We start from the raw sequence: 13,451 nt of genomic DNA on the forward strand, positions 1-13,451 counted from the left end.
ATTCTCTCCTAACTTCTCCTTCCACTCACTACCCGGAAAAGACCTGCCAGGTCCTTTTTCACCTCTATCTCCCGGTAGCCTTCCTGTTCAAAAAGCGCCGCCACTGCCGCGCCCTGGTCACAGCCAATCTCACAGAGCAGCCAGCCCTGCGGCTTTAAAAACTGCTTTGCCTGCGCCACGATCCTGCGGTAAAAATACAGACCGTCCGCCTTCCCGTCCAGCGCCGTCCGCGGCTCATAATCCCGCACCTCCGGCATCAGACCGGGAATCTCTCCGCTTGCAATATACGGCGGATTGGAAACAATACAGTCGTAGGTTCCCGCAATATTTTCAAATAAATCACTTTTTATAAACTCTGCCTCCACCTGCAGCGCGCCGGCATTTTCCCGCGCAACGGCAAGTGCGCCCTCCGAAATATCCGCCGCTGCCGCGCAGATATGATTCCGCTTTGCCAGACTGATGATAATACAGCCGGAACCGGTGCACATATCCAGCACCCGCGCTCCCGGATGGATTCTCTTTTCCGCCTCCAGAACAAGAAGCTCCGTGTCCTGCCGCGGAATCAGCACCTGGCTGTTTACCCGGAACGGATAGCCCATAAATTCCTGCACACCGGTGAGATACTGTACCGGAACATGCTGCGCCCGGCGGCCGATCAGCTCCCGGTAGCGCTTATCTTCCTCCTGCGGACACGGCTCCTGCATTTTCAGAAAATAGTGTGTGCGGTCAATGCCGGTCACATATTCCAGCAAAATCCAGGCGTCCACGTCCGCCTCCCCGATTTCCTGCTGCTGCAGGGTATGAATCCCCCACTGAAGCAGTCCGTGATATGAGACGGCGTCCGGCTGCCGCGGTTCTCCGTCCACAGCCGCCGCGTTTTTTGCCGCAGTTTTTCTTCTGTCATCTTCTGCACAGCATGCCGCAGTTCTCATCCTGCCGCACCTTCCGCAGCAACGCTGCCGTTTTCCGCCTGTGCACTCTCTCCGGCGTTTTTCGCGGAGCCCGGCACAATCGTCTCGCCGCACACGTACTCTTTCTCTGTGAGCTCATAATGCGCGCCGAAATTTTCATTCAGAAACTTCTTCCAGTCAAATACAGCCTCCACAGAAGCAATGGCAACCTCCACCATATCCGGCGTCGGTTCGCGCGTCGTCTGGTGCTGCAGCATCATTCCCGGTCTGCTCAGAAGATTGACAAATTTATTTTCCGATTTTCCGGCAAGACGGATAAATTCATAAGAAATTCCCGCAATCACCGGAAGCAGCAGAATACGGATTATAAAGCCGAGCACATTGGAATCCACCCGGATAAACATGTGCACGATCACGCTGACCACCATAACGATAAGCAGGAAGCTGGTTCCACAGCGCTTGTGCTCCCTGGAGCTTTTCATCACATTTTCCACATTCAGCTCCAGCCCGTGCTCGATGCAGTTGATGCATTTGTGCTCCGCACCATGATACATAAACACCCGCTGGATATCCTTCATATTGGAGATCAGCTTGATATACAGCAGGAAAATCGCTATTTTCAGGATACCCTCGCACGTCACGATGATATTGGTATTATCCGTCACCCTCTGCAGCAGCAGGGACAGCAGATACGGCAGAATCATAAATATCGCCACAGCAAAAACCATCGAGATTGCCACGGTAATGCCCATCAGAATATCCATACCCTTTTTGGTACTCAGAAAACTGTCGATTTTCTTATCCAGTTTGGACGGCTCCTTTTCAGGCTCCTCTTCCTCATCATCCTCAAAAAAACCGGCGGAATAGGTCAGCGTTTTCATGCCGAGCACCAGCGAATCCACAAAACTGAATACGCCGCGTACAAACGGCAGCCCCAGCACCTTCTTTCCTCTGACAAATGCCGGAGATTCCGCAGTTTTTACAATAATCTCTTTATCGGGCTTGCGGACCGCCACGGCATAACGGTCGCCGTTTTTCATCATAACGCCTTCCATTACCGCCTGTCCGCCAATTCCTGAACCTTTCATACTTTCCTCCTTATGTAAAATGAAAGGTTGAGATTTTACCAACCTCAACCTTACCTTTACCATTTCTATTATGCATTGATGCCGTATTTCTTATTAAACTTATCAATACGTCCGCGGGCAGCCGCCGTCTTCTGCTGTCCTGTGTAAAAAGAATGGCACTTTGAGCAGATTTCTACATGAATTTCCTTCTTTGTAGAGCCTGTTGTAAATGTATTTCCACAGTTGCAGGTAACAGTTGCCTGATGGTATGCCGGATGGATTCCCTCTTTCATGATTTTCACCTCACAATTCAGTTAAGCAATGCTTGGATTATAGCACATTACGATTTTATTTGCAAGTACTTATATAAATTTTTGCTTTTTAACTATCTGCACAAATTCGTGGTTATCACGCGTGCGCACAAACAGATTGAGAATATTTTCCACTGCCTCTTCCGATTTCATGCCATTCAGCGCCCGGCGCATAATGTCGACCGCCTCCTGCTCATCGCGGTCAAGCAGCAGATCCTCGCGGCGCGTACTGGATTTCGGAATATCGATTGCCGGGAACACCCTCTTTTCGGACAGCCTGCGGTCCAGGACCAGCTCCATATTTCCGGTTCCCTTAAATTCCTCGTAAACCACATCGTCCATCTTGCTTCCGGTATCCACAAGTGCCGTTGCAAGAATCGTCAGACTTCCGCCCTCGCGTATATTTCTCGCCGCACCAAAGAAACGCTTCGGCATATGAAGCGCCGCCGGGTCCAGACCGCCGGACAGCGTGCGTCCGCTGGGCGGCACTACCAGATTGTATGCGCGCGCAAGACGCGTAATGCTGTCCAGAAGAATCACCACGTCGCGCTGATGCTCCACAAGACGCTTCGCGCGCTCGATAACCATCTCAGACACACGCTTGTGATGCTCCGGAAGCTCATCAAAGGTTGAATAAACTACCTCCACATTATTGCCGACAATCGCCTCCCGGATATCCGTAACCTCCTCCGGCCGCTCATCAATCAGCAGAATGATGAGGTGGATTTCCGGATTGTTTTTCAGAAGCGATTTTGCGATATCCTTTAAAAGCGTTGTTTTTCCCGCTTTCGGCTGGGATACGATCATGCCGCGCTGCCCTTTTCCAATCGGGCAGATTAAATCCACGATACGCATGGAAAGATCCCTGCCGCCGCGCTCCAGACGCAGACGCTCATCCGGAAAAATGGGCGTCATATCTTCAAAATTGCGGCGCTTCGCCGCCTCTCCCGGCGCCATGCCATTGATTGACGTCAGGTAAAGAAGCGCGCTGAATTTCTCCTGCATCGTTTTTATACGTGTATTTCCCGTCAGAATATCCCCTGTTTTCAGTCCGAACCGGCGTATCTGGGACGGGGATACATAAACATCGTTTTCTCCCGGAAGATAATTGTTGCTGCGGATGAAACCATAGCCGTCCGGCAGTACCTCCAGAATTCCCTGCGCCACGATACCGCTGTCAAGCTGCGCAATATCCACAGGCGGCCTGTCCGACCGTTCTCCGGTCTCCCCGGCTTCCGCTGCTGTATTTTCTGTTTTTTCTGCAGACGGATGCGTTTCCGTTTTCCCTTCCGTCCGGGGAGCTTCCGTCTTTCTGCCAACGCCGGCAGACTCCTCCATTTTCTGCTCCGGCACATCCTTCTGTCCTTCTTTTTCATCCTCCGCCAGCATCAGCTCTACGACCTCTGATTTGCGCATGCCACCAGTAACCTTCAGTCCTCTTGCCCTGGCAATCTCTTTAAGCTGCACTGCCGGAAGCGATTCATACTGTTGTCTTGTCATAAATTTTCCTTTCTGTCCTCACTTCAGTATCTAACAAAAATATTAATACCTATCGTCTGCATTTTAACACGTTTAAAATGGGTATCTGTCGGAATTGACATGATATTATGTAGATGGCAGTATTATAGCACGTTTTTTTTCAAAAAGCAACATTTTTCTTTCATGCAAGCATTCCGCCAAGCATCCCGCCGCCAAGACAGAGCAGCATTGTCGTGATAATCTGCGATGCCGGCGCCTCAACCTGCCCTCCGGATATCCAGGAAGCCGCCAGCAGCATGAGAAAATAAAGCGCTCCGGTTGCAAGCCCCCACAGAAATTTGCGGCTGCGGATGCCTTTTCCCGCCAGAAGCCCGCCGAAAAAGCTGCTCAGCACATAAATCACAAGAATGCCCACTGACACCATGCTCTGCTGCGGTTCCAGCCTGTAGAGCAGCAGCGCCGCAAACAGCAGAAGCACTCCGGTGATGACATACGAGATAATCAGCGACCGGAGCATAATCCATATATTCGTCCTTGCCGTCATAAAATCCCCTCCCTCCTGTCTGTTGTTAATATATGCGGCACGTTGCAGAAATATGCCTATGCTAAAATTTGTATAAACTTCGCCTGCCACCTTGATTTTTCCCCGGATATACGCTATATTATCAAGTAAGTGCAGTATTCTACCTCTGCACCGAAAGGAGAGATGACATTTTGGACTCAGGAGAGGCCATACAGCTAGGCGTAATCGTACTGCTGATTGCCCTTTCTGCTTTCTTTTCCTCAGCAGAAACGGCTTTGACCACGGTAAACAAAATCAAGATCAAAACTCTGGCGGATGAAGGAAACAAGCGCGCCGCCACCCTCTTAAAGGTAACGGAAAATCCGGGAAAGATGCTCAGTGCCATATTGATCGGCAACAATATCGTAAATATCGGAGCAGCTTCTATGGTTACCACCCTTGTCACCAGCCTTTTCGGAAGCTGGGCGGTCAGTATCGGAAGCGGTGTACTGACACTGCTGATTCTGATTTTCGGTGAGATTTCCCCGAAAACATACGCTTCCCACAATGCAGAAAAGCTCGCATTGTCGGATGCCGGTATCATCTACATACTGACAAAGGTACTTACACCGGTTATTTTCATTACGAACCAGCTATCTAATCTGCTTATCAGGCTTCTTGGGGTCGACCCCAATGCCAAAGGCGACGTCATGACGGAAAATGAGCTGCGCACCTACGTGGATGTCAGCCACGAGGACGGCGTCATTGAACAGGAAGAAAAGCAGATGATTTACAATGTGTTCGATTTCGGCGACACACAGGCAAAGGATATTATGATTCCGCGGGTGGAGATGGTTTCCATTGACGTCAACGCTTCCTACCAGGAAGTGCTGAAGGTTTTCCGCGAGGAAAAGTTTACCAGGCTGCCGGTTTATGAGGAAAGCACCGACAATGTCATTGGTGTGCTCAATATCAAGGATTTTATTTTCTTTGATGAGAACAGCTTTGATATGCGCAGCATGATGCGTGAACCGAATTTCACGTATGAATATAAGAGTACCTCGGAGCTGATGGATCAGATGCGTCAGTCTTCCGTCAATTTCACCATTGTACTGGATGAATACGGCGCTACTGCCGGTCTGATTACACTGGAGGATCTGCTGGAGGAAATCGTCGGCGAAATCCGCGACGAATACGATAAGGATGAGGAAGAGCTTATCAAAAAAATTTCTGACAGAGAATATATCCTTCCCGGATTTATGAAGCTCGACGACGTAAACGACGCTCTGGATCTGCTTCTGCATTCGGAGGATTATGATTCCATCGGCGGTCTTATTATCGGAGAGCTTGACCATCTGCCGGCGGTGGGTGAATCTGTCACTACACCGGACGGCATCCGCCTTGTTGTGGAGGCGGTCGACAAAAACCGCATCAACCAGGTACATCTGTATCTTCCGGAAAAGAAGGAGGAAACAGAGGAGGGGTAAGCGCTTTTGCCCCGGCACACTTTTATACAGATTATACAGAATAACAGGAAAACCGGCGTCCGCCGCTGAATCTCTCAGCCCGGCCGCCGGTTATTTCTTGAAAAAAATTTTCCGGACCGGTATCTAATATCCCGTCCGGAAAATTCTCTTTTTTATTTCACTACCAGATTAACAATCTTATTCGGTACATAAATCTGCTTTACAATGGTCTTTCCATCTACAAGGGAATGGATTCTGCCATCTTCAAGTACCAGACGGATTGCCTCGTCCTTCTCGCAGCCTGCCGGAAGCGCTACCGCTCCGCGCACCTTACCGTTAATCTGTACGCCGACCTCCACCATCGCGTCGATGGTCTTGCTCTCCTCGTACTGCGGCCAGGACGCCAGCGAAAGGAAGCCTTCCCCGCCGAGACTCTCCCAGATTTCCTCACAGATATGCGGAGCAATCGGGCAGAGCAGCTTAATCAGCGTGACAAGCTCATCCTTTGTGAGGGAGCCCTTCGCATAAATATCATTTACCAGTCCCATCAGCGCCGCGATCGCCGTGTTGAACTTCGTCTCCTCCAGATCATTCGACACCTTTTTGATTGTCTTATGGAAAGCGCTCTCCAGCTCCGGCGTCACGCCCTCGCCCGAAACCATGTCGGTAAGCGCAGCCACACGCTCCAGGAAACGCTTACAGCCCTTCACCGAATTTTCACTCCACGGTGTCGCCGCGCCGTAATCACCCATAAACAACACATAGGTGCGCAGCACGTCTGCGCCGTACTCTTCTACTACATCCAGCGGGTCGACCACATTTCCCTTGGATTTGCTCATCTTATCGCCGTCCGGTCCGAGAATCAGCCCCTGCGCCGTCCGTTTTGCATACGGCTCCGGCGTATTCACCACGCCGATATCATACAGGAAGTGATGCCAGAAACGGGAATAAATCATATGTCTGGTAACATGCTCCATACCGCCGTTGTACCAGTCGACCGGCATCCAGTATTTCAGCTTCTCCGGGTCCGCGAGCGCCTGATCGTTGTGCGGGTCAATATAGCGCAGGAAATACCAGGAGGACCCTGCCCACTGCGGCATCGTATCGGTCTCCCGCTTCGCGTCGCATCCGCACTTCGGGCACTTGCAGTTTACAAAGGAATCAATCCGCGCCAGCGGAGACTCGCCCTCCTGCCCCGGCTCAAAGTTTTCCACCTTCGGCAGACGCAGCGGCAACTCCTCATAAGGCACCGGAACCACGCCGCAGTGCGGGCAGTGAACGATCGGAATCGGCTCGCCCCAGTATCTCTGACGGTTGAACGCCCAGTCCTTCATCTTATACTGCACACCCGCTTCTCCGACGCCGAGCTTCTCCAGCTCTTTAATCATGCGGGCAATGGAATCCTTTTTGTTTGTATAGCCGTTGAGGAAATCCGAATTAATCATCTTTCCGTCACCGGCGTAGGCTGCCTCCTCAATGTTGCCGCCCTCAATAACCTGGATAATATCGATGCCGAATTTTTTAGCAAACTCATAGTCGCGCTCGTCATGCGCCGGCACCGCCATAATCGCACCGGTTCCATAGCCCATCATAACGTAATCGGCAATGTAAATCGGCACCTCTTTTCCGGTAAGCGGATGGGAGGCTGTCAGCCCCTCGATGCGCACACCGGTCTTCTCCTTCACAAGCTGCGTGCGCTCAAACTCTGTTTTCTTCGCACAGTTCTCACGGTACGCCTCAATGGCATCCATATTTTTAATCTCCGACGCATATTTGTCAATCATCGGATGCTCCGGCGCAATAACCATGAAGGTAACGCCGAACAGCGTATCCGGACGCGTCGTGTAAATCCGGAAGCTGTCGTCTTTTCCGGAAAGCTTAAAGTCAACGAATGCCCCGGTCGATTTTCCAATCCAGTTAATCTGCTGCTGGCGGATGTTCGGAAGATAATCCACCGTATCCAGTCCTTCCAGAAGCTTATCCGCATATTTTGTGATTCTTAAGTACCACACCGTTTTGGATTTCTGTACAATATCGCTGTGGCAGATATCGCATTTTCCGCCCTGGCTGTCCTCGTTGGAGAGCACCACCTTGCAGGACGGGCAGTAATTTACCAGCGCCGTGTCGCGAAACACCAGCCCGTTCTCAAACATCTTCAGGAAGATCCACTGCGTCCATTTGTAGTAATCTTCCTCCGTCGTGTCAATCACTCTGTCCCAGTCGAAGGAAAATCCGACTCTCTTTAACTGATTCGTAAATTTTACAATATTATCATCCGTAATTTTCCGCGGATGCTGCCCCGTCTTAATCGCATAGTTCTCCGTCGGAAGACCAAACGCATCAAATCCGATGGGAAACAGCACATTGTATCCCTCCATGCGGCGCTTTCTGGAAATAACCTCCAGACTGGAGTATGCCTTGATGTGTCCCACATGCATTCCAGCTCCGCTCGGATAAGGAAATTCTACCAGTCCGTAAAATTTCGGCTTGTCTCCATTATCTACTGCATGAAAAATTCCTGCCTCATCCCATTTTTTCTGCCATTTCGGCTCAATTTTTCTAAATTCGTGTCGCATAATCATTCTCCGCTCATATAAATTCTGACAGACTGCTCCGTATTCCACCGGCAGTAAAACCATCAGACCTCATCATAGCACATTTTTTTCCATTCTACAATATTCTTTTTACCGGGCAAACGCATCGATCGTCTCCCCGCCGCCTCCCTCTATCGTGATAATCAGCTCATGCGGCAGGCAGGCAATAAATTCCCCGGTGCGGCTGATTTTTCCTTCCCGCACGCAGACCTTATCCGGGCAGTCCGCCTCTGTCACAGAGATGGCACCATCCTCCACGACGATGCGGTTATAGCCCTGCTCTTCGTCGCCGATGACAAGCTCTGTATTTTCTGAGAGAGGCAGCCGCGCCGCCTCCTCCCCGCCGGAGGAGATTACCGCGTAGCCGCCCTCTTCTTTCAGCAGCGTCTCCTGCGCCAGGATTCCCGCGAACGCGATTACCAGCACAACCGACACAAAAATTACCGTATTTTTTCTTTTATTCATTCAGCCCCTCGTCCGTATAGCGCACTTCGCCGTTTTTCAGTATGATAACTGCCTCTGCTCCCTCTGTCTGACGAATCAGCTCCTCCGCCTGCTCCGGACCGAGCGCCAGACAGGTAGTACTGAGCGCGTCTCCCGTCAGCGAGGAATCGCAGATGATGGAAATCCCTTCTATGTCACTCTCCACCGGATAGCCGGTGTCCGGGTCAAGAATATGATGATACAGCTTTCCGTCCTGTTCAAAATAACGCTCATAAATTCCGGAGGATACCACCGTCTTATCCGCCACCTTTATAACAGACGCCGTCTCGCTGTATTCCCCGAACGGCTTCTGGATGCCGATGTTCCATTCGCTGCCGTCCGGTCTGCTGCCAATCGTCAGCACATTCCCGCCCAGATTAATCAGACCGCTCGTCACGCCCTCTCCCGTCAGGTATTCCTTGAGGGCGTCCGCCGCATAGCCCTTCGCCAGCGCGCCCAGGTCGAGCATGGTATCCGGGCTGTCAAAAACGAGTGTGTTTCCCTCCACGTGAACCTTTGAAGCGTCCACCTTCGCCGTCGCCTCCGCAATCACTTCCGCATCCGGCACAGCGGCATCCTCACTCTTAAAATCCCAGATGTCCGAGAGCGGCGCAATGGTAATATCAAACTTTCCGCCGGATTTTTCATAGTATTCCAGACCGACTGTCACCAGCTCTGCAATGCCGTCCGAAACCTCCACCCGGTTCTCCGTGCGGTGATTCACGGCATACAGCTCGCTTTCGCTGTCTGTCCGGCTGAAAATATGCTCAAACTGCGCGCACATATCCATGCAGTGCTCCATCAGCTCCTCCCCGTTCTCCCCGGCGTAAAAGCTGATGGTAACTACCGTATCAAAATAAAGTGCTGTCTGCTCAAACTGTTCCGGCTCCGGCTGCGCGCCGCACCCTGCCAGAGGGCACAGCGCGGCTGCCAGAACTGCCGGTAAAATACGTTTTCCTTTCATTTAAGCCCTCTTGCGGATAATCTTTGACGGACATTTCTCCGCACATTTTCCGCATGCCTGACATTTTTCCTGGTCGATAACCGCCACGTTTCCGTTCATCGTGATTGCCCCGAACTCGCACTGCTTCGTGCAGAGCGTACAGCCGATGCAGCCCGCCGAGCAGGCTTCCTTTACCGCCTTGCCCTTATCCTGGGAATTGCACCGTACAACATACTGCGCATCCTCCGGAATCATCACAATCAGCCCGTTCGGACAGGTAGCGGCGCATTTTCCGCAGCCCATGCATTTGCTGCTGTCCACCACGGCGATGCCGTTTACCACATGAATGGCGTCAAACTTACAGACGCTCACGCAGGAGCCGAAGCCCTTGCAGCCCTTTACGCAGTGCTTCGCACCTCTTCCCGGAACCACCGCCGCCGCGCGGCAGTCTTTGATCCCGACGTAGTTACATTTTTCCAGCGCTGTATCGCAGTCTCCGGAGCAGCGCACAAACGCCACCTTCCGCTTTACGTCGGAAGCCTCCTCGCCAAGCAGGGCGCTGATTTTCGCCGCAACGGGAGCGCCGCCCACCGGACATCCGTTCGCCGGCGCCTCGCCCTTTGCGATAGCGGCAGCCAGACCGTCGCAGCCCGGAAAACCGCAGCCTCCGCAGTTGTTTCCCGGAAGCTCCGCACGGATAGCAACCTCTTTTTCATCCACTTCCACCTTAAACTTTTCCCCGGCAGTTACCAGAAGGAGACCCACAATGATACCCACCGCGCCGACAACCAGAGCTGTCAGAAGAATCGCTGTTATACTCATGTTCCTTCCTCCTTAAATCAGCCCGGAGAATCCGTTGAAGGCAATCGCCATCAGCGCCGCGGTAAACAGCACGATCGGCATTCCCTTTAACGGTCCGATGATATTATTATTTTCCATTCTCTCGCGGATACCCGCCATAATCACAATCGCAATCGTAAAACCGACGGATGTGCCGATTCCGTTTACCACGCTATGTACAAAATCGTATTCCTTCTGCACATTCGTCAGCGCCACGCCGAGCACCGCACAGTTTGTGGTAATCAGCGGAAGGTATACGCCGAGCGCCTGGTAAAGCGCCGGGCTGGACTTTTTCAGAAACATTTCCACAAACTGTACCAGTCCCGCTATTACCAGAATAAACACGATAGTCTGCAGAAACTGCAGATCCAGCGGCGTCAGCACAAAATCATAGATGAGGCTCGCCACCGCCGATGCGATGGTAATAACGAAAATAACCGCCACGCCCATGCTCGCCGCCGTCTTTACCTGCTTCGACACGCCGAGGAACGGACACAGACCGTAAAACTGACTGAGCACAACGTTATTTACCAGAGCCGCGCCAACTAACAATAGAACCATTTCCGACATTCTCTACACCCCCTGGCTTTCCATCTTCTGCTCTTCTTTTCTGTCTGAGCAGGCAGCTTTTCCACAGCTGCAGCAGTCGCCCGCGCAGCCCTCCACCTTCTTGTTGCCGTTGTTCTGGATATGCAGACCGTTCAGCACCGCAATCAGCGCGCCAAGCACGATAAACGCGCCGGGAGCGGAGACAAAAATCGCCACCGGCTGATAACTCTCCGGCATAACATGCATACCGAAAAAGGTTCCGGCGCCGATCAGCTCACGGAAAATACCGATCAGTGTCAGTGCGATCGTAAAACCAAGTCCCATTCCCAGACCGTCGCACGCCGCCAGAAGCGGTGTGGATTTGGAAGCATACGCCTCCGCACGCCCCAGAATGATGCAGTTTACCACAATCAGCGGGATGTACAGTCCGAGCGCATCATACAGCGCCGGAATATACGCCTTCAGTATCAGCTCCACAACGGTAACCAGGGATGCGATAACGACAATATAGCCGGGTATGCGCACCTGGTCCGGAATGATATTCCGCAGAAGCGAAATAATCATGTTCGACAGTATCAGAACCGCCATCGTGGACAGTCCCATGCCGACGCCGTTGATGGCGGAGGTCGTGACCGCCAGTGTCGGACACATGCCGAGCACCAGGATAAAGGTCGGGTTTTCTTTTATAATACCATTTAATATACGTTCTTTGTACGGATTCACTTCCCACACCTCCTTACTGCGCCGCACTGTTTACAAGATACAGTGCAGCATTTACGGCATTTGTCACAGCGTTCGAGGTAATTGTCGCACCGCTGAGCGCCTGAATCTGGTCATCGGATGACGCCGCGTCCTTTGTCAGCTCAAACGCTTCGACATTATCGCCGACAAACTGGCTGCGGAAGCTCTCCTCCTCCGCGCGCATACCAAGACCCGCCGTCTCGTTAATCGTCAGAAATTCCATGCCGGTGATGGTTCCTTCCTCATCAAAGCCAAGGCTGATGGTAATATCGCCGCCGAAGCCTTCCTTGCTGGTCACATTCACCACGCAACCGGTCCGGTTTCCGCTTCCGTCCAGCGCCGCGTAAGCGCTCTCATATACGATGCCGCCGAACTGACCGTCCGCCACCGTGCCGTCCTCCGCTGTAAGCGAAGCAATCGCCGCCTCCAGCGTTTCATCCACATCAAAGCTCTCCGCGCCCGGACATACCGCCGCATAAGCCTCCGCCTGCGCCGCCAGCTCCGCCTTCTCAATCGGTCCCTTCGTGAGCTGATAGATGCCGCCGAGCGCCAGCCCCGCCACCAGCGTGATGCCGCACAGCGTAAAGGCGGATTTATAGGCTGCAAACGAAAAGCCCTTCTTTCCCTCCAGCGCGCCGTTTTCATAGCCAAACGCCGTCGGCATCGTCACCTTCTCAATCAGCGGAACCAGAAGGTTACTGATGATGATCGCATAGGAAACGCCCTCCGGAAGCGCGCCAAAGGTACGCAGGACACCGGTCAGAACGCCGAGCAGGATGCCGTAGACAATCTTTCCCTTTTTCGTAATCGGGCTTGTCACATAATCCGTCGCCATGAAAAATGCGCCGAGCATCAGACCGCCGCTGCAGAGCTGCGCGAGCACGAAGGTAATTCCGCTGCCCTTGCCGAAAATCAGCTCAAAAATTGCAAAGGATACCAGATAACACACCGGAATTTCCCAGGTGATGATTTTTTTCAGCAGCAGATAAATACCGCCGATTAATATCGCCAGCGTGGAAATCTCACCGATACAGCCGCCGGTAAAGCCGATAAAGAGCTGCGCAAGGTTCACCTGCTGCCCCTCTGCGAGCGCCGCCAGCGGCGTTGCCCCGGAAATGCCGTCCACCGCGTAGTCGCTCATGATTCCCGTAAAGGAAATGAGCAAAAAGCAGCGCGCACCAAGCGCCGGGTTCATAAAGTTCTGGCCGATGCCGCCGAAAAACTGTTTTACAAATATAACGGCAAAAATACTTCCGAGCGCCGGAATCCATAAGGGAACCGTCGGCGGAAGGTTCAGTCCGAGCAAAAGCCCGGTTACCAGCGCACTGCCGTCCGATACCGTCACCTTCTGACCGGCAAGCTTCTGGAAAACATATTCTGAAAGCAGCGCAAATGCAACTGACACTGCCACTATCGCCAGCGCATAAAGCCCGAAGCGGTAAACACCGAATGCCGTAGCAGGAAGCAGGGCAAGCGCAACATTGTACATAATACTTTTTGTGGACTCAGCGCCCCTTACATGAGGCGATGATGACACATTTAAAAAGCCGTTCACAGCAATCCCT

The 13,451-nt window shown here is 52.4% G+C and carries 13 protein-coding genes and 1 pseudogene; 1 reads left to right on the plus strand and 13 read right to left on the minus strand.

All coding sequences use genetic code 11. The features are described 5' to 3' along the window. Window positions 1-8: 8 nt before the first annotated feature. From prmC to NQ534_RS01095, 5 genes are all read right to left on the minus strand, one after another. Window positions 9-932 (minus strand): peptide chain release factor N(5)-glutamine methyltransferase, encoded by a 924-nt coding sequence (gene prmC / locus NQ534_RS01075; protein ID WP_006860156.1) that lies wholly within the window; start codon window positions 930-932, stop codon window positions 9-11. Next, window positions 929-1,999 (minus strand): DUF1385 domain-containing protein, encoded by a 1,071-nt coding sequence (locus tag NQ534_RS01080; RefSeq protein ID WP_081455554.1) that lies wholly within the window; start codon window positions 1,997-1,999, stop codon window positions 929-931. The genes prmC and NQ534_RS01080 overlap by 4 nt, the downstream gene beginning before the upstream one ends. A gap of 68 nt (window positions 2,000-2,067) precedes the next feature. Further along, window positions 2,068-2,271: a 50S ribosomal protein L31 gene (gene rpmE, locus NQ534_RS01085; RefSeq protein WP_006860154.1), complete on the minus strand. Its 204-nt coding sequence runs from the start codon at window positions 2,269-2,271 to the stop codon at window positions 2,068-2,070. A gap of 69 nt (window positions 2,272-2,340) precedes the next feature. Then, window positions 2,341-3,789 (minus strand): transcription termination factor Rho, encoded by a 1,449-nt coding sequence (gene rho, locus NQ534_RS01090; protein WP_006860153.1) that lies wholly within the window; start codon window positions 3,787-3,789, stop codon window positions 2,341-2,343. A gap of 160 nt (window positions 3,790-3,949) precedes the next feature. After that, window positions 3,950-4,312, minus strand: a complete 363-nt coding sequence (locus NQ534_RS01095; RefSeq protein WP_040781635.1) for a TIGR04086 family membrane protein — start codon at window positions 4,310-4,312, stop codon at window positions 3,950-3,952. A 170-nt stretch (window positions 4,313-4,482) separates the two neighbouring features. On the opposite strand from NQ534_RS01095, the gene NQ534_RS01100 reads away from it, so the two are divergent. Next, window positions 4,483-5,757 carry an HlyC/CorC family transporter gene (locus NQ534_RS01100; RefSeq protein ID WP_006860151.1) on the plus strand — a complete coding sequence of 425 codons (1,275 nt, stop codon included), beginning with the start codon at window positions 4,483-4,485 and terminating at the stop codon, window positions 5,755-5,757. 152 nt (window positions 5,758-5,909) lie between these two features. Here NQ534_RS01100 and leuS read toward each other — a convergent pair whose 3' ends face one another. The 8 genes and pseudogenes from leuS to NQ534_RS21640 form a co-directional block, all read right to left on the minus strand. Next, complete coding sequence (leuS, locus tag NQ534_RS01105; protein ID WP_040781633.1) at window positions 5,910-8,312, minus strand: leucine--tRNA ligase; 2,403 nt, start codon at window positions 8,310-8,312, stop codon at window positions 5,910-5,912. A 108-nt stretch (window positions 8,313-8,420) separates the two neighbouring features. After that, the gene (locus NQ534_RS01110; RefSeq protein WP_006860149.1) at window positions 8,421-8,795 is read right to left on the minus strand and encodes a NusG domain II-containing protein; all 375 of its coding nucleotides are present in this window, start codon (window positions 8,793-8,795) and stop codon (window positions 8,421-8,423) included. Beyond that, window positions 8,788-9,777 (minus strand): FAD:protein FMN transferase, encoded by a 990-nt coding sequence (locus NQ534_RS01115; protein ID WP_006860148.1) that lies wholly within the window; start codon window positions 9,775-9,777, stop codon window positions 8,788-8,790. The genes NQ534_RS01110 and NQ534_RS01115 overlap by 8 nt, the downstream gene beginning before the upstream one ends. Then, on the minus strand, window positions 9,778-10,578 hold the full coding sequence (locus tag NQ534_RS01120) for an RnfABCDGE type electron transport complex subunit B (protein ID WP_006860147.1): 801 nt from the start codon (window positions 10,576-10,578) through the stop codon (window positions 9,778-9,780). 12 nt (window positions 10,579-10,590) lie between these two features. After that, entirely contained in the window at window positions 10,591-11,166 is a 576-nt protein-coding gene (gene rsxA / locus NQ534_RS01125; RefSeq protein WP_006860146.1) for an electron transport complex subunit RsxA, read from the minus strand. Window positions 11,167-11,169: 3 nt separating this feature from the next. Next, window positions 11,170-11,868: an electron transport complex subunit RsxE gene (rsxE, locus tag NQ534_RS01130; RefSeq protein WP_143115870.1), complete on the minus strand. Its 699-nt coding sequence runs from the start codon at window positions 11,866-11,868 to the stop codon at window positions 11,170-11,172. A gap of 13 nt (window positions 11,869-11,881) precedes the next feature. Continuing rightward, the gene (locus NQ534_RS21635) at window positions 11,882-12,448 is read right to left on the minus strand and encodes an RnfABCDGE type electron transport complex subunit G (protein ID WP_416389149.1); all 567 of its coding nucleotides are present in this window, start codon (window positions 12,446-12,448) and stop codon (window positions 11,882-11,884) included. A 72-nt stretch (window positions 12,449-12,520) separates the two neighbouring features. Beyond that, window positions 12,521-13,441, minus strand: a pseudogene (locus NQ534_RS21640) (RnfABCDGE type electron transport complex subunit D); the annotation flags it as partial. Between the last annotated feature and the right edge of the window lie 10 nt (window positions 13,442-13,451).

This window comes from Marvinbryantia formatexigens DSM 14469 (assembly GCF_025148285.1).
GTDB classification, from domain to species: Bacteria; Bacillota; Clostridia; order Lachnospirales; family Lachnospiraceae; genus Marvinbryantia; species Marvinbryantia formatexigens.